The sequence below is a fragment of the Algoriphagus locisalis genome, assembly GCF_900116615.1.
GTDB lineage: Bacteria > Bacteroidota > Bacteroidia > Cytophagales > Cyclobacteriaceae > Algoriphagus > Algoriphagus locisalis.
The window spans coordinates 597,974-614,606 of the sequence record NZ_FPBF01000003.1 but is presented as its reverse complement, the minus strand read 5'-3'; the positions used below and the strand labels follow the sequence as shown (position 1 = coordinate 614,606).

The window sequence follows — 16,633 nt, the reverse complement described above, 5'->3', positions numbered from 1 at the left end:
GTTTTTTTATACGGTAGTTTTTATCGCGACTGGTTCTATGCTTTTTTTCATTTTCGGGAAATAGAAGCATCTTTATTCTATTAACTTTCGCCTATGGAACTTCAATTATCGACGCCTGCCTTACTTTTTTCGGCCATCACACTTTTGATGCTTGCTTACACCAATCGTTTTCTGGCAATCGCGAGCTTGATTCGAGGATTGCACAAGAAATTTCTGGAGTCTCCTGACGAAGGGATTATCGTAGAGCAACTTCATAACCTACGAAGACGGCTTACCCTCATCAAAAACATGCAGCTTTTTGGAGTATTTAGCTTTTTATTGTGCATCATATGCATGTATTTGCTTTTCCGGGGTTATACCCAGGTGGCCAATTGGGTTTTTGTAGGAAGTATGTTGTCTCTGCTGATTTCACTTGGAATATCTTTGATAGAAATCCAGATATCCACCAAAGCACTCAATCTGGAATTGGCTGACATGGAGGAAGTCTTTCGTAAAAGGAGCTCTGGTCTAGACTTTATATTCAAAAAAGACACGAAGAAAGATGAAGAATAAGTTTTTGTGGGTTTCGTTCATACTTTTAGTTTTTGGTTCATGTAGTCAAAAGCCGGCAGAGCAACAGGAACTAGTAGCTGTAGAATCTACAGTAGAAAAAGTATCTCAGAATTACATCCAAATAGGTACCATAGAAGAGGCCCGGGATTTTTATACCTGGACTTCCGATCGTATCCCTATGGTGTCTGCGCATCGGGGCGGGCCATATCCGGGCTTTCCTGAAAATGCCATAGAGACCTTTGCCAATGTCGTGAAATACACGCCGACAATTATCGAGTTGGACGTGGCAATGACCAAAGACGGGGTATTGGTACTGATGCATGATGATAAACTGGATCGCACGACAACTGGGAAAGGTTTGGTTTCTGATGCTACTTATGCTGAGATTCAGGCCCTTTTTCTGAAAGATGAAGAGGGAACAGTAACGGATTTCAAAGTCCCAACTTTAGAGGAAGCCCTGATCTGGTCCAAAGGAAAAGCTCTCTTGACGGTTGATATCAAGCAGTCGGTTCCTTATGAAAAAATCATCGAAGCTATAAAGGAAACAGGATCTGAAGCTCATGCAGCTTTGATCACCTATTCCTTTGCAGCCGCCAAAAAGCTGCATGACATGGCGCCTGAGTTAATGCTATCGGTTACTATCCGAAACATGGAGGAGATCCAACGCATGGAAGAATCCGGTATTCCATGGACTCGAGTCATTGCTTTTACAGGAGTTGCTGAGCGTCCACAGGAATTTAATAAAGCGCTTCACGACAAAGGGGTTTTTACTATTTTGGGTGTACTAGGGAACCTTGACAAAAGTGCGATTGCCCGTGGAGATCAGCTTTATGCGAGTTTTGTACAGAAAGGCGCTGACATTTTAGCGACGGATCGTCCTATTGAAGCTGCGGCTGCTATTAAAACTTTGGCACCATCAAAAAGTTCTAAATCCAAGTATTTCAAAAATGATAATTGACTTAAGAAGCGATACGGTTACCAAACCTACAGCAGGGATGAAAGAGGCCATGTTTTCTGCGCCTGTAGGAGACGATGTTTTTGGTGAAGACCCAACGGTAAATGCATTGGAAGAGAAAGCTGCTAAGCTTTTTGGAATGGAAGCAGCACTTTATTGTCCTTCGGGGACGATGACAAATCAGATTGCAATCCGACTTCATACCCGCATTCAAACTGAAGTCATTTGCCACAAATATTCTCATGTATATCTCTATGAAGGCGGAGGAATCATGTCAAATTCTCTTTCTTCTGTGAAGTTGCTTGAGGGTAATTTGGGGAAAATGACCGCGGATCAGGTCAAGGCGGCGATCAATCCAGATGATGTGCATGCGCCTGAGACTACTTTGGTGTCTTTGGAAAATACGATGAACAAGGGTGGGGGAAGTATTTATACATTAGATGAGGTCAAACCAATCAAGGAAGTTTGCAAAGCAAACGGTTTGAAATTGCACTTAGATGGAGCGAGATTATTTAATGCGCTGGCAGAATCTGGCGAAAGTCCAGCAAATTGGGGAGCTCAGTTTGATACAATTTCTATTTGTCTTAGCAAAGGCTTGGGTTGCCCGGTTGGTTCTCTGCTTCTGGGTTCAAAAGCTGATATCAAACGAGCTAGAAAAGTGAGGAAAGTATGGGGTGGAGGAATGAGGCAAGCAGGCTTTTTAGCTGCTGCCGGGATTTATGCACTTGATCATCATACACAGCGCTTGACAGAAGACCATGCAAGAGCTAGAGCACTAGGAGAGATGTTGTTGAAGTTGTCCTTCGTCTCTGAAGTTTTTCCTGTTGCCACCAATATTGTAATTGCCCGATTGGATCGTGTTTCCCCTGAAGATTTTATGAAAAAGCTTGCTGATCAGAATGTCAAAGCTGTCAAATTCGGTCCTGATTTAGTGAGATTTGTGACGCATCTGGATTTTGGAGATGATCAATTGGAAGAGTTTGGGAAGCGATTGATTTCAATCAAATGATAAATCATTTTGATTAAGTCTTCGTTTTATTATGTAATTTCAAGAAACTTACGATTATGATATCTCGCGAAAAGGTTATTGAAGCAGTAAAGAATATGCCCCAGGAGTTTTCTATTGATGATTTAATGGACAAACTCCTCTTGTTAAATAAAATTGAAATTGGCCTGTATCAATCCAAAAATGGGGAGACTTTTACTACAGAAGAAGCAAAAAAGATGATTGAGGAATGGTCAAAGTAAAATGAACTAAACAAGCTATTGATGATATATGTTCTATCAGAGAATATTATTTACTCCATTCACCGAAATTTGCCAATAAATTAATAGACCAAATTTTTTCAAATGAAAGCTTAATTGCTTCTTTTCCATATGTTGGTAGGGTTGTGCCAGAGTTAAATAATACAAGCGTAAGAGAGCTTATTTATAAGAATTTAAGGATAATATATGTGGTTGTTGAAGTAGAGATGGTGCATGTTATTGCTGTACATCCAAGCTCACAACCTCTTTCAGAATTATCACTTTTTGGATAAGTAATGCTCAGACAACTGTTGTCAAAGTATAAGGCCTGAAAGCGCCTTTTTCCATTTCTGCCTATCTTGCTTCTTGATTCTTGATTCTTCAAAATGAATAACACCCCTCTTGCAGAACGTATGCGACCAACCCGATTGGAAGATCTGATCGGGCAAGAGCATTTATCTTCTCCCAAGTCATTTTTATTTAAAGCCATCAAATCAGGAAATGTGCCTTCTTTGATACTTTGGGGGCCTCCTGGGGTGGGAAAAACTACTATAGCCAACATCATCGCCAATGAAATCAAAGCGCCATTCTACACGCTGAGTGCGATCAGCTCTGGAGTGAAAGATATCCGTGAAGTAATTGAAAAAGCCAAATTTCAGCAGGGTGTGGTACTTTTCATAGATGAGATTCACCGTTTCAATAAGTCTCAGCAGGATGCACTTTTAGGGGCTGTTGAAAAGGGAGTTATACGGCTAATTGGAGCCACTACGGAAAACCCTTCCTTTGAAGTCAATGCAGCTTTGCTCTCCAGATGTCAGGTATTTACGTTGAATTCCCTAGGCCAAGCTGAACTTGAGGCCATGGTTCATCAGGCGTTGGAGCAGGATATTGAGTTGAAGAAAATCAAAGTAGAGCTGAAGGAAACCGATGCACTTCTTCGTATTTCAGGGGGCGATGGACGAAAGCTGCTTAACCTGCTGGAAATCGTAATCGATGGGATCAACGAGGATCCATTTGTGATCACCGATGAAAAAGTGATGCAGATTGCGCAGCAGAAAGTGGCGCTTTATGATAAGTCCGGCGAACAACACTACGATATTATTTCAGCTTTCATCAAATCAATCCGAGGTTCCGACCCCAATGCGGCTGTTTATTGGCTTGCGCGAATGATCGAAGGGGGAGAGGATGTAAAGTTTATTGCCAGAAGATTGGTGATTTTGGCTTCAGAAGATATCGGTAATGCAAATCCTAATGCTTTGCTTTTGGCAACGAATTGCTTCGAGGCAGTGAAAATCATTGGCTATCCAGAGTCCAGAATAATTCTTTCGCAGTGCGTGACTTATCTGGCCAGTTCTCAGAAAAGCAATGCCGCCTATATGGCTATCAATCAAGCTCAAGCATTGGTTCGGGAAAAGGGTGATTTGTCTGTTCCACTTCATCTTCGCAATGCTCCGACAAAACTGATGAAGGATTTGAATTATGGAAAGGCTTATAAGTACTCACATGATTTTCCCGGGAATTTTGTGAACCAAGAGTTTTTACCGGATGAAATAAAAGGGCTAAAGATTTACGACCCGGGAGAAAATGCCAGAGAAAATGAGTTGAGGAGATACCTTAGCTCGAAATGGCAAGGGAAATATGGATATTGAGAAATTTTCAATGTTCAAATTCAAGTCTCAATTTTCAAATCTTTCAATCTTTCAATCTTCCAATCATAAAACCTATAAACCCTATAAAAATAATAGAGAATTGTATTGTCCGTTTATATTTTTTATATATTTGTCACACTAACTATTGGTATGACACAAGAGCAATATTCTAAGTATTCATTTCTATTGGACCGAACGGCCCGTAAGGTGAAGCAATATGCTCAGCAGCAGTTCAAATCAGGAGATTTTGATGTGACTGTGGACCAGTGGCTGGTGCTGAAGAACCTGTCTGAAAATGATCTGTTAAGTCAGACGGAATTGGCAAATATGGTTTTTAAAGACCATCCCACGCTCACCCGCATCATCGATTTGCTTTGCAAAAAGGGATATGTGGAGCGTGTGCCACATCCGCAGGATCGTCGTAGTTTTCAGTTGCATTTGACTGAAACTGGAGTTTCGAAAGTGACTTCTTTACGACCGGAGATTCTTCAGATTAGGGAGAAAGCATGGGAGAATTTAAGTCCTCATGATTTCGAAGAGTTTAAACGAATTCTCAATACGATTTATCAAAATCTCAATGGAGAGTCGCTTGATCACTAAATAAGTTTAAGAAAAGGAAACTTTTAACCGGGGAAGCACCCCAAATTTCATACACCATGATCCATACAGACCTTTGTATTATCGGAGCCGGCCCAGTAGGCCTATTTGCAGTATTCGAAGCTGGTTTGCTGAAAATGCGCTGTCATCTTATTGATGCCCTACCTCAGGTGGGTGGTCAGCTTTCGGAGATTTATCCACAAAAGCCGATTTATGATATTCCGGGTTATCCGGAGGTGAATGCACAGGATTTGGTGGATAACCTGATGGAGCAGGCGAAGCCATTTTCTCCTACGTTTACCTTGGGTGAGCGAGTAGATCACTTGGATAAGCAAGAGGATGGATCTTTCATTGTGACTACTAGCGACAAAACAAAAGTCCATGCACAGGTGATTGTCATTGCAGGCGGCTTGGGATGTTTTGAGCCTAGAAAGCCTGTCGTGGAAAATCTGGAGTTGTTTGAAGGCAAAGGAGTCACCTATATGGTGAAAAATCCTGAGACATTCCGTGACAAAAATGTGGTTCTTGCCGGTGGTGGAGATTCTGCGTTGGACTGGACTATTTTCCTTTCTAAGGTTGCCAAAAGAGTAACGCTAGTACATAGAAATGAGACGTTCCGTGGAGCGCCTGATTCCGCTGCCAAAGTGTTTGATCTTGCCAATAACGGTAAAATCGACTTGATCCTTTCTGCCAATTTGAAAGAGTTGGGTGGAAATGGCAAGCTGGATTCCGTGACTTTTGTGGACAAATCCAAAATTGAAATAAAATTGGAGGCAGATTACCTGATTCCTCTATTTGGTCTAAGTCCTAAGCTTGGTCCGATTGCAGATTGGGGATTGAGTATTGACAAAAATGCGATAGAAGTAGATACCCGAGATTACTCTACTGGAGTGGATCGAATCTATGCCATCGGTGATATCAATATCTATCCTGGGAAGCTGAAATTGATCCTTTGTGGCTTCCACGAAGCGGCGATCATGATGCATTCTGCTTTCAAATATGTGTATCCAGATCAGAAATTGAGCTTCAAATACACGACCGTTAATGGTGTAAATTCATTTTAATACTATTTTTGCAGCATGGTTAATTTCACTGTAGAAGATCAAGAAGGAAATCGTCAAGAATGCGAAGCACCAGATGATATGGGCTTCAATTTGATGGAAATCCTCAAAGCATACGAATATCCAATTTTGGCTACCTGTGGAGGTATGGCCTTGTGCGGAACCTGTCATATCGAGGTTTTGGAAGGCAAGGATGAGCTGGGACAAGCCACTGATCCGGAATTGGATCAGTTGGAAACCATGCCAGAATACTTCCCAACTTCCAGATTGGCCTGTCAAATCCGAATTGGTGATGTATTGGAAGGTTCTGTACTCAAACTCAGAGGAGAAGATCAGTAAGCGATTACTAGCTTAAATTTTCTTAAAGCCACTCAGTAATGGGTGGCTTTGTTTTTTTAACCACAAAGTTCGCGGAGGTTACACAAAGGGCACAGTTGTTCTGCATCACCAGAAACTGGACTTGTTAAAGAGATAAAGGATGTCTTAAAAATCCTTAAAGCTTGTCGGGAATAATTTGTTTCTATTAAATTTAAGACAATGAGACTTTTATGTGCATTGCTTTTATTTGTTGCAGGAAACCAGACTTTTGCCTGTGTTTGTGAGCCAGTGGGTCTTACTGGAAGTTTTATTTCGGCGGATTTCGTTGCACACATTAAAATTGTTGAAGTCTATCCAAACCAAAATCAGGATGAGATTTACAAAGCGGATATAGAATTAATTGAGTTGTTCAAAGGCCAAAAGCTTACTTCAATTTATATCAGAGGTAGAAGTGATGGAAAGATGGGAAGTTCCTGTTCGGTTTATTTCCCGAAAGGATCTGAGTTGGTGATAGCTGCTAATTCATTTGGAAAGGAGAAGTATTCATTTGGTGCATGTTCTTACAAAATAAATCTCAAAAAAAATTATAGAAATACCAGGCGAAATATTGAAGTGCTTCGTGCTATTAGTGCTTATGACAACACGTTAACATTAAGGTATTTCCCGATAGTATCACCCAATTTTTATGATTTTCTGAAATCTAAAAAGGGGATTGTACTAAATGAAAAATTTGCTCTTTTTGAAGTAGTTCTTGATGGGCATAACAATCCTTCTCAGGTAAAAATGATCAAGGGTTTTGGAATAGGCTTAGATGATGAAATTGTAGAAGAGCTCTATCAATCTACTTGGGAGATTAAGTATTTTGAGGAAGAAAGTGAAGTTCAAGAGAAACTAAAGGTTATTGTTCCAGTGTATTTTTATCCGGAAGAAGGTGAATACCAAAGCTTTTTGAGTACCAATAGTTTATAGGGGATTTAGATAATTTAAGTGGTTCCTAAAATTTCAATAAGTAACTTACCTGATCTCTATATCTTCTTAACCCATGAAAACCCTACCTTTTCTATTATACCTTCTTCTAATCAGCTCCTCAGCTTTCTCTCAAAATCCTTTGAATACAAAAGGAGAATCTCAGGAGATAATTAATTTAATTGGTTCCTATTCCACTGCAAGGGAGACAAAGGATACAGTGTTGCTGAAGGAGATATTGGTAGAAGATGTGGATCAATTGGTTTCCTCTGGAGTTTGGCGCAAAGGAATAGACGAGGCTGTGAAAGGAATGATGGAAAGTTCTGCTCAAAACCCAGGAGACCGAATACTCAAAGTGGAGTCTATTCGCTTTTTGAATCCAGACGCGGCTATTGTAGATGCCCGCTATGAAATCAAAAATGCTTCTGGGATTGTACGGAAAATGTGGAGCACATTTGTGGTCGTGACGGAGACAGAACAATGGAAGATCTCCGCGATACGAAATATGCTTCCAGTGGGGAATTAAGAATAGGTGATTTAGTCGATCACCCATTCACTAAAGTTGTCCTTATTTATGGCTGACCAATGTGCATGAGGATATGCCTTTCCAAATGCAGCGGGGATTTTTGCCTTGGCAGCTCCCCATTTACATTCGATAGCCTGCATTTCCTGATTACTGTTGACTTCCAACAAATCAATTTCCTGTCCATCGTAGGTCCTCCAAAAATAATACTGCGGAGCGTATCCTTTTGAGTTGTTGAACTTCATCCGTTCGACTATTATCCACTGCTCCCACAGTGCTCCCACATCATTCCTGAAGTTTAATGGACTAAAATTATTGATCAGCGCATTTCTTATTCCATTATCATAGAAATACCATTTTTTTGACTTCGAAACTTCCTTTCGCAAGTTTTGACTAAAGCCTCCCAGTGGAAAAATGATAAATACCTTTGAAAGTAAATCAAGGTACCGATCAACAGTTTCTTTATTGATTTGAAGACTATTTCCAAGTTCAACGGTGCTTACTTGGCTTCCTACTTGGAAGGCTAGAAGTTTCAAAAGGCGCAATAAGACATCCGCTCCTTTTATCATAGTCAAAGCCAATAGATCTTTCAAAAGGTATGAATTGACTAATGATTTGAGGTACTCCTCTTTTTCATTTAGAGAGGGAAGATGAACCAACTCAGGATATCCACCATATATAAGTCGATTTGGAAGTTGATTAAGAGTTTCAAGCCTGTTTTCAATCATGCTAAATTCTACTTGAGCAAGTGGGAAAAGCTGAAATTCAATTTGCCGACCGACTAACGGTTCTCCTGCATCATTCACCAAATCCAAGCTGCTACTTCCTGTAGCGATGATAGTGATCCCTTTTATAGAATCAATCATAAGTTTTAAGATTTTGCCAATATTGGGTATTGCCTGAGCTTCATCTATGATGATAAGTTTTTTGTCACCAATCAATTGTTTATAATTGGATACTGTCCTGTTTTGCAAATATTCAGATACTTGAACGTCCTCACCAAGTAACATGAGCGTCTCGTCCATATACTTCTTGACGATGTTTTCGATGATCGTAGTTTTTCCGGTTCTTCTGCTACCGTAGAGCATTAAAACTTTTTGCTTTCCGATTTGATGTGAAAGCTTTTGCTCAATGAATCTAGGAATTTCCATCTTTTTAAAATTGAAGTATTAAGTCAGAAATTGATAATTAGGTTGGTTGACCAGCGCAATTTACATTAATTAGGTTGGTTGACCAGCGCAATTTACATTAATTGAGTCGTTCACTCAGCCTAATTTACATTTTTTACTTTTTCGTAGTATAAAGATTTATATAGTATTTGAGCCCAAATTCAGTAAATGGAGTCTTGTGATTTGGTCTGAATTTTACACAAGTAGCATTTATTCCTTTGATTTTTGGTTTAATTTCACCCTAGAATTTATTCTTTTACACAAATTCAATTAGATTTTACCAATCCTTAACCCCGATATTTATGAAGAGAAAATTATTAATCCTGCCGGCGTTGCTTTTGGCCGGGATGACTTTTGCTCAGGAAGTAGAACTTGAAGCAATTGAGAAAATCAAAAAAGAAGGCTTCGAAAATTCTAAAGTAGAGGAAATCGCATTTCAATTGGTGGACAAAGCCGGTCCAAGATTGAGTAATTCTGAAGGCTACGAACGCGCAACTGAATATGCTGTCCAGCAACTTTCCGATTGGGGATTAGTCAATGCAGCTACTGAACCTTGGGGAGAGTTTGGACGTGGCTGGGAAATGGAGAAAAGTTACGTAGCAATGACTTCCCCGTACTATATGCCATTTATTGCAATCCCCAAAGCTTGGACAGAAAGCACGAAAGGCGAGGTAAGTGGTAAAGTGGTTTTCCTGGATATTCAAAAAGAAGAAGACTTTGCCAAGTACAAGGGTAAACTGAAAGGTGCGATCATAGCGATCAAACCAACTGGGACACAGGAGCCGACTTTTGAGCCTGATGCAGTTCGATATACCGTAGAGCAATTGCATGGAATGGAGCACCCGGCTCCCCGAGGCAATACCAGTTATACCCCTGAGATGCTTGCTCAGTACAGGGCAGCAAGGGCTTTTGCGCAAAAGGTAAATGAGTTTATCGCCGAGGAGGGTGCAGCTCTGATTATCAAAGGGGTAAATGGTCGTCACGGAACACTTTTCACCAGCAGCCCGAGAGGATATTTGAAAGATACTCCTGAAGGTATTCCAGAACTGGAAACTGCACCAGAAAACGTGAATTTGATGGCACGATTAAGTGAAAATGGTGTAGAAGTGGAAGTGGAAGCGGAAATAAAAACAAGATATAGAACTGAGGATCTTCAAGGATACAATGTCATCGCTGAGATTCCTGGTTCAGATCCTACATTGAAATCGGAGGTTGTAATGCTTGGTGGGCACTTGGATTCTTGGCATGGAGCTGGTGGAGCAACTGATAATGCTGCTGGTTGTATCGTCATGATGGAAGCTGTAAGAATCTTGAAAGCTACCGGACTTCAGCCGAAGAGAACTGTTCGAATTGCACTTTGGGGTGGGGAGGAGCAAGGTCTTCACGGTTCACGAGGATATGTGCTAAACCATTTTGGCGATCGTACTACTATGGAAATGAAGCCTGAGTATGAGAAGATTTCTGCGTATTACAACATCGATAACGGTACTGGAAAAGTTCGTGGAATCTACCTTCAGGGAAATGCTGCGGTAGAGCCAATTTTCAATGAGTGGTTTCTGCCATTGGATGATATCGTAGAAGATCGTACGATCACCATCAGCAACACAGGTGGTACAGATCACCAGAGTTTTGATGCCTTGAGCATTCCTGGTTTCCAGTTTATACAGGATCCCATAGAATACCGTACGCGTACACACCATACGAATATGGATACCTTTGAACGATTGGAGCTTGATGATTTGAAGCAAATGGCAGTAGTAATCGCTTCTTTTGTGTATAATACAGCACAAAGAGACGAGCTGCTTCCTAGAAAAGAATTACCAAAAACAGAATAGATTAACATACCATCAACCAAATCAAACCGGATATAAAGCGATTTATATCCGGTTTTTTAGTTTGCTAATTATCTGATTATTAACTACTTTTTGAGGTTCTCTGACTTTGGGAAACTAATTATGTTAGAATCCTTCAGGATGAAGCTCTTTTTATCATTTAAACCTTAACCCTTAATAATCATGAATTTCAAAAAATTATCAGTGTTATGCTTTGCATTAATTTTAGCAAGCATGTCAGCTTATGCACAAAGTGATATCACCGGAAAATGGAAAACAACACTTGCTGGTCCACAAGGTGAAATGGAGTTAACATTCTATTATAAAGTTGCCGATGGAGTTTTAACTGGAACGATAGCAAGCCAAATGGGTGAAATTCCTTTGGAAAAGGGAAAAGTGGAGGGCAATAAATTCAGCTATGATTTTGCTATCCAAGATATGACAGTATCCCATACTGGTGAAGTAATTTCGAAGGACGAACTTAAGGTAGTTTCTCAACGAGGAGAAATGAAACTTACACGAGTAAAGGAATAATTAAAGCCATTGATTTTGTCAAAACCTGTTTCTACAGAATGTCTGTCGAAACAGGTTTTTCTTTTATATGAACAAATGGCTTTAAATTTCAGCCCTAAGGCTATTCTTTTAGTGAGCTTTAAATATTTTTGATTTTTATTTGAAGACTATCATGAGCCAAAAAGCATTGATGAATTGGAGTGGAGGCAAAGATTCCGCACTTACTCTATACAAATTACAGCAATCTCAGGATTTTGAAATAGCCTGTTTGCTAACCAGTATCAGTGAGAAATATCAGCGAATCTCAATGCATGGTGTTCGTTCAGAATTGTTGGAAATGCAGGCAAAAAGTATGGATATTCCCCTAGTGAAAATGCAGGTTCCGGATATGCCCTCGATGGAAGTGTATGAGCAGACGATGCGAGAAACACTTTCGGAGTTGAAAAAGAAGGGAATTACTGCCTCAATTTTTGGAGATATTTTTCTGGAAGATTTGAGAACTTACCGGGAGAATAAATTAGCTGAGTTGGATTTGAAAGGTGTTTTTCCACTATGGAAGCAACCTACAGATAAACTGATTCGGGAGTTTTTAGATTTAGGATTCAAGACAATTACCACTTGCGTCAATGAGCAATTTTTGGACAAAAGCTTTGTGGGAAGAGTGATCGATGAGGATTTTTTGAAAGATCTTCCTGCCAATGTGGATCCCTGTGGGGAAAATGGAGAGTTCCATACTTTCGTGTTCGATGGGCCGATTTTCAGCAGACCTATTGAATTTGAGCTTGGAGAAAAAGTACTGAGAAAGTACGAAGCTCCGAAGACAGCAGATGATTCTGATCAGTGCTTTTCTGATAAGAAACAAGATCCTGCCCAGTACGGATTTTGGTTCTGTGATCTGATCCCACTCACTCCTTAGCTTTGGTAATAGGCTCACCCAATTGTACGCCCAGAGTCAATTCAATGGATGCTGGCCTGCCGATCTTTTCCTCAATTTCAGCTTTGATCGCTCTGAAATCATTCTCATCCAGGGCATTTTCAGAAAGTATTGTCACTGAAAGTTTTAGTGGTTCCATCTGCACTACTTTCACTTCTCTGAGTAGTCCATGTGGGATTTCCTTGCCGCTGAGATCTTGAATTATCGAGTTCTCTTTCACCATTTTGCTGAAGCTTAACCCTAAGGGCAAAGCAATCGCAATAAGGATTCCCATACTGATAAAAAGCCCTCTTTTTGCCAATCTGAACGGGCTGAATCCAAGGAGCAGAAAAGTCAAAGCTGCTGCCATGGTGATGCCGGCTAGGTTGGTGCCGAGCAAAAGCATCGCGCCTCCAAATACTTCCTGGTCCATCCATCCGATTCCTATTCCCGCCACGGCCAATGGGGGAACCAGCGCAACGGAAATCGCCACTCCTGCCAAAGTTTTGGAGATTTCTTCCTTGGAGTAGGCATAGGCTCCGGCTATTCCAGACGCTATTGCAATTCCCAGATCAAGCAGGTTCGGGCGGATTCTGGCAAGTATCTGATCATTCAGCACTTCCAAAGGCGTAATCAGTGAAATTAGAATCGAGAAAAACAATCCTACGATTACACCCCAGAAGATGGTAATCAAGCTGTTTTTGATCAGCAATCCATCTTGGCGCAGCATGCCCATAGCCAAGGATATAATTGGTCCCATCAGGGGAGCCAAAATCATCGCGCCTATCACTACAGGTGCAGAATCCCCAAAAAGCCCGAAAGTCGCAATCATAGTTGAGAGTGCCATCAGCACCAAATAGGTAGAGGAAGTCTGCGAATTTGTCCGTAATAGTGTGAAAAGGTCTTTGAATTCTTCCGCTGTGGCATGGCGAACCCATGGCAAATAGGAGTGAAGTAATTCCTCCTTCAATCGGCCTGTGGGAAGAGCCGCTACATTGATGGATTTTGGACCTTCACTTGGTTCTTTTTCCTGGAGTCTCGCTCCGGGTAGGATTTTAATTTTCTCTTCTACCAGGGAGATTTTTAATTCTTGCGATTCTTTTTCTTCCCCATCCACCGCAAATTGAATGCGCTCGGAAGAACTAAGGCATACTTCACTTGTAGAAATATATCCCACAAACTTGGGTAGGGTTCCACCTTTGATAGGGAAAAAGAGGTTCTGTAATCCAAATTGGATCAAAGAGAAAAGGCTTTTTGGAGCCAAAATCAACAGATGAATTCTGCCATCGTCCAGGCCGGATTGTTCTATCACACGACGAAAAATCAAGTTGCTTTCGCAGTGCGCCACTGCTAAAATTCCCATCGCAGCTATTTCAATTTTGCTTTCCTCTTTCCCGTTATTATAAGTGATGGTATAGGGTTTTAGTTTTACCCTTCGGAAAAGTTTGATTAGTTGGGAAAATCTAGTTTTGACTCCTTCCCAGAAATTATCGGTTCCATTGGAATAAAGAATGCTCAGAGAAGTGCCGACTACTAAGGAGTTAAAGGTCAAGTGTTCGTCAACCTGCATCAAATCGGTTTCGGGGATTTCTTCAGCCTCCTGGATTTCCTGCCAGGCAGTTTCAAAACTGGTATTTATGCCAAACCCCTTTCTTGCCTGTTCCATCTCAGGATGGGGCAGGAGGGCTACATTTAGTTCTTTGTCTTTTGTCTGATCGAGTAGTTTACGAAGCTGATTGTCTGACAGCGAACAGGCCAGCCATTCCTCTTGATTGAGATTCTCCACAGATAATTCATCCAATGAAAGCTTTTTGTCAGGCTTGGGATCCATCCTTTCAAGCAACTCATCGAGTTTTTCAGGTTTTATTTCCGGATCATATACAAAAGTGATTTTCTTCATGACTCTTGAAAGTAGTTAAAATGAAACGGCCAGGAAATAATGTTTGCTGAATCATGCGGTTTATCCCTTGGAGGAAATGGAATGCACTGCTATTATTATTCCGATTTTTGACTCATCTCCCGCAGTCGATCTATGCAGTGGTCCAAAGATCTATAGTGGTGATAAATCCCTTTCCAAATATTGCCTTTTCCTACTGTTTTTAGTTCTGGTTGCTTGTCCAGTCCTCCTGAATACCAATCCCCATTTTCATGGTCTATCAAGTAAGTGTCCGTGTAATCCCAGAGTTTTTCAAACTTCTCATAATAATTGTGAGGATCATTTGGGTAAAGCTCAGCCATCAATAATAGTGCGTTCATTCCTTCAGCTTGCGCCCACCAGTTTTTGGTGTCATGGGTTACCCGGTAACCGTCTTGGAAATAATAACCTTCGTCATAAAAGCCGCCTACACTTTCATCCCAGCCATTTTCCAGGGCATGGTCTATCATCTTTTTTGCGATTCTATGTGTGGTGCTGTCGTTTTCCCAGCCGAGCGTTTCAGAGGCCTCTATCATCAAAAAACCTGTTTCTACATCATGGCCAAAAGAAACATGGTCGAGCAAATGATGCCGGGTAATTACTTCTTCTGTAGAATCTTTGAAACTCACCGGTTGCCAGTCTGGATATAGGAATAGCGTCAGATAACCTTTGTCCGTCACGATTTGGTCCCGGATCAAAAGCAGCATTTCTTTCAGCCTATCCTTTACTATTGGGTCTGGCCAAACTTGATATAACTCGGTGAAAGCCTCCAGTAAATGAATGGAACTGTTCTGGTCTTTATAGCCTAGATCGGATGTGGATGGGGTATCCTCAGGTCGTAAAATGGGCGTGCCGTCCGGTGCCAAATGCTGATAATATCCTCCATGGATCGAATCGTGAGCATGCTTGTCCAGCCATAGGAAGGCTTCTTGTGCCAGGGCCAAAGCAGATTCATCTTCACTTGCGTCGTAATATGCCGCTAATGCATAGATCCCAAAAGCATTTCCATAGGCTGTTTTCATAGGGTTTCCGATCTGCTTTCCTTGCTTGTCCACCAGCCAATGGAATCCTCCGTATTCATAATCCCACATTTTATCCCTTAGAAACTCAAAACCGTGTTTTGCACCAGTTTTATAGTATTCGACCTTGGGATACTTAAGTGAAGCTTTTGCATTTGTCCATACGTGCCGGGATTGAGTGACAATCATTTTTTCCTGCTTTTCCTCCAGCTTGAAATCGTAGGAGAAATTGCTATAAAAACCACCGTCTAGGGTATCCATTGCTTGTGGGTACCATTTATCCAGGACTTCGGTTTTGAGATGCTCTTCCATTTGGAGTGCGAGCATTTCTTTAGGATTTTCCTCCCTTTTAGGAGAACTACAGGCGATTAGCACTGAGAGAAGTAATGCTGAAGAGTACCTTAATGACATAGGAGTGATTTTTTTAAAAAAAAGTGAGAAATTTAAACAAACTTTGACAAATGTCGTTAAATTTATGACAGTTGTATTCGATCCTAAAGCATTCATCATGACTCAATTTACCATTTTCGATCCAGAAGTAGCTTATAATACTACAGACGACAAGTTTATAAATGATGTAATCACTCTCGTGAGGCGTGGTATTTCGTTTGATGATTTTGAGAAGTTTGCCTCCAAGAGTGCATTTACGAATGAGGAATGGGCAGATTATCTACATATTTCTGAGCGCACGATGCAGCGCTACCAAAAGGAGCAAAAGTCGTTCGATTCCTTGCAGTCAGAAAAGATAGTAGAAATAGCCTTACTTCAAAAGAGAGGTGTGGAGGTGTTTGGAAAGAAGTCAAAGTTCCAATCTTGGATGGAGACCCCTTGTATTGCTTTGGGCGGTTTACTTCCAAAGTCTTTCTTGGATAGCAGCTTTGGGATTAATCTTCTAAAAGACGAGCTGACTAGAATCGAGTATGGCGTTTTAGCATGAAAATTTACCGACTTTCCAAAAGTAAGTATGCTTTCGATCTGTCAGGAAAAGGAGCAGAGTTGGCGGGCGGAAGGTGGAATAGCAAAGGGAAAGCAGTTCTTTACACCAGCCAATCCCGGGCACTCTGCACCGCAGAAATCGCTGTGCATACGCCTCTGGGTAATGTTCCGACCGATTATGAATTAGTGGAAATTACAGTCCCTGATACTATAGCGATGAAGGAAATTGTGGTTTCAGATTTACCGAAGGATTGGAAATCCATTCCACATTCACATTCTACTCAGGAGATCGGTGATAAATTCCTCTCAGAAAACAACTATCTGATTTTTAAAGTCCCTTCTGTAGTGGTGCAGGGGGACTTTAATTTCTTAATCAACCCAGCCCACAGGCAGTTTTACCAAGTGGAAATCACCTCAACAGAACCCTTTGATTTTGATTCCAGATTTTTTTCGAGATAGGATCTTAGCCA

General features: G+C 41.0%; 19 protein-coding genes. 16 read left to right on the top strand and 3 right to left on the bottom strand.

The features are described from left to right. The first annotated feature begins 93 nt into the window (after positions 1 to 93). From BM386_RS11620 to BM386_RS11570, 11 genes are all read left to right on the top strand, one after another. Positions 94 to 552 carry a DUF2721 domain-containing protein gene (locus BM386_RS11620; protein ID WP_091694102.1) on the top strand — a complete coding sequence of 153 codons (459 nt, stop codon included), beginning with the start codon at positions 94 to 96 and terminating at the stop codon, positions 550 to 552. Continuing rightward, entirely contained in the window at positions 542 to 1,510 is a 969-nt protein-coding gene (locus BM386_RS11615; protein WP_091694099.1) for a glycerophosphodiester phosphodiesterase family protein, read from the top strand. Before BM386_RS11620 ends, BM386_RS11615 begins: the two co-directional genes overlap by 11 nt. Then, the gene (locus tag BM386_RS11610) at positions 1,500 to 2,516 is read left to right on the top strand and encodes a threonine aldolase family protein (RefSeq protein WP_091694097.1); all 1,017 of its coding nucleotides are present in this window, start codon (positions 1,500 to 1,502) and stop codon (positions 2,514 to 2,516) included. Before BM386_RS11615 ends, BM386_RS11610 begins: the two co-directional genes overlap by 11 nt. A gap of 56 nt (positions 2,517 to 2,572) precedes the next feature. Beyond that, a complete protein-coding gene (locus BM386_RS11605) occupies positions 2,573 to 2,755 on the top strand; it encodes a hypothetical protein (RefSeq protein ID WP_091694094.1) in 183 nt (60 codons plus the stop codon). A 17-nt stretch (positions 2,756 to 2,772) separates the two neighbouring features. Continuing rightward, on the top strand, positions 2,773 to 3,045 hold the full coding sequence (locus BM386_RS11600; RefSeq protein ID WP_280141010.1) for a type II toxin-antitoxin system RelE/ParE family toxin: 273 nt from the start codon (positions 2,773 to 2,775) through the stop codon (positions 3,043 to 3,045). A gap of 93 nt (positions 3,046 to 3,138) precedes the next feature. Further along, positions 3,139 to 4,401, top strand: coding sequence for a replication-associated recombination protein A (locus tag BM386_RS11595; RefSeq protein ID WP_091694091.1), 1,263 nt, complete (start codon positions 3,139 to 3,141; stop codon positions 4,399 to 4,401). A 150-nt stretch (positions 4,402 to 4,551) separates the two neighbouring features. Next, positions 4,552 to 5,001 carry a MarR family winged helix-turn-helix transcriptional regulator gene (locus tag BM386_RS11590; RefSeq protein WP_091694087.1) on the top strand — a complete coding sequence of 150 codons (450 nt, stop codon included), beginning with the start codon at positions 4,552 to 4,554 and terminating at the stop codon, positions 4,999 to 5,001. 56 nt (positions 5,002 to 5,057) lie between these two features. Continuing rightward, positions 5,058 to 6,062 (top strand): NAD(P)/FAD-dependent oxidoreductase, encoded by a 1,005-nt coding sequence (locus BM386_RS11585; protein WP_091694084.1) that lies wholly within the window; start codon positions 5,058 to 5,060, stop codon positions 6,060 to 6,062. Between the two features lie 15 nt (positions 6,063 to 6,077). Next, complete coding sequence (locus BM386_RS11580; protein ID WP_091694082.1) at positions 6,078 to 6,398, top strand: 2Fe-2S iron-sulfur cluster-binding protein; 321 nt, start codon at positions 6,078 to 6,080, stop codon at positions 6,396 to 6,398. A gap of 198 nt (positions 6,399 to 6,596) precedes the next feature. Next, on the top strand, positions 6,597 to 7,346 hold the full coding sequence (locus tag BM386_RS11575; protein WP_091694079.1) for a hypothetical protein: 750 nt from the start codon (positions 6,597 to 6,599) through the stop codon (positions 7,344 to 7,346). Positions 7,347 to 7,419: 73 nt separating this feature from the next. Then, entirely contained in the window at positions 7,420 to 7,869 is a 450-nt protein-coding gene (locus BM386_RS11570; protein ID WP_091694076.1) for an SgcJ/EcaC family oxidoreductase, read from the top strand. 11 nt (positions 7,870 to 7,880) lie between these two features. On the opposite strand, the gene BM386_RS11565 is transcribed toward BM386_RS11570, so the two are convergent. Further along, the gene (locus BM386_RS11565) at positions 7,881 to 9,017 is read right to left on the bottom strand and encodes an ATP-binding protein (RefSeq protein ID WP_091694074.1); all 1,137 of its coding nucleotides are present in this window, start codon (positions 9,015 to 9,017) and stop codon (positions 7,881 to 7,883) included. Between the two features lie 320 nt (positions 9,018 to 9,337). Between BM386_RS11565 and BM386_RS11560 the strand changes: the two genes are divergently transcribed. From BM386_RS11560 to BM386_RS11550, 3 genes are all read left to right on the top strand, one after another. Next, the gene (locus BM386_RS11560; protein ID WP_091694073.1) at positions 9,338 to 10,870 is read left to right on the top strand and encodes a M20/M25/M40 family metallo-hydrolase; all 1,533 of its coding nucleotides are present in this window, start codon (positions 9,338 to 9,340) and stop codon (positions 10,868 to 10,870) included. 180 nt (positions 10,871 to 11,050) lie between these two features. Beyond that, a complete protein-coding gene (locus BM386_RS11555) occupies positions 11,051 to 11,401 on the top strand; it encodes a DUF2147 domain-containing protein (protein ID WP_139235894.1) in 351 nt (116 codons plus the stop codon). 151 nt (positions 11,402 to 11,552) lie between these two features. Then, a complete protein-coding gene (locus BM386_RS11550; RefSeq protein ID WP_091694067.1) occupies positions 11,553 to 12,296 on the top strand; it encodes a Dph6-related ATP pyrophosphatase in 744 nt (247 codons plus the stop codon). Here the strand turns inward: BM386_RS11550 and BM386_RS11545 are convergent. Together BM386_RS11545 and BM386_RS11540 are read right to left on the bottom strand one after the other, a co-directional pair. Then, positions 12,286 to 14,193, bottom strand: coding sequence for a TIGR00341 family protein (locus tag BM386_RS11545; RefSeq protein ID WP_091694064.1), 1,908 nt, complete (start codon positions 14,191 to 14,193; stop codon positions 12,286 to 12,288). The genes BM386_RS11550 and BM386_RS11545 overlap by 11 nt on opposite strands. Before the next feature lie 95 nt (positions 14,194 to 14,288). Beyond that, on the bottom strand, positions 14,289 to 15,638 hold the full coding sequence (locus BM386_RS11540) for an AGE family epimerase/isomerase (RefSeq protein WP_091694062.1): 1,350 nt from the start codon (positions 15,636 to 15,638) through the stop codon (positions 14,289 to 14,291). Positions 15,639 to 15,702: 64 nt separating this feature from the next. On the opposite strand from BM386_RS11540, the gene parS reads away from it, so the two are divergent. Both parS and BM386_RS11530 read left to right on the top strand, forming a co-directional pair. Then, on the top strand, positions 15,703 to 16,164 hold the full coding sequence (gene parS / locus BM386_RS11535; protein WP_244545512.1) for a type II RES/Xre toxin-antitoxin system antitoxin: 462 nt from the start codon (positions 15,703 to 15,705) through the stop codon (positions 16,162 to 16,164). After that, entirely contained in the window at positions 16,161 to 16,622 is a 462-nt protein-coding gene (locus BM386_RS11530) for an RES family NAD+ phosphorylase (RefSeq protein ID WP_091694059.1), read from the top strand. Before parS ends, BM386_RS11530 begins: the two co-directional genes overlap by 4 nt. Positions 16,623 to 16,633: the final 11 nt, after the last annotated feature.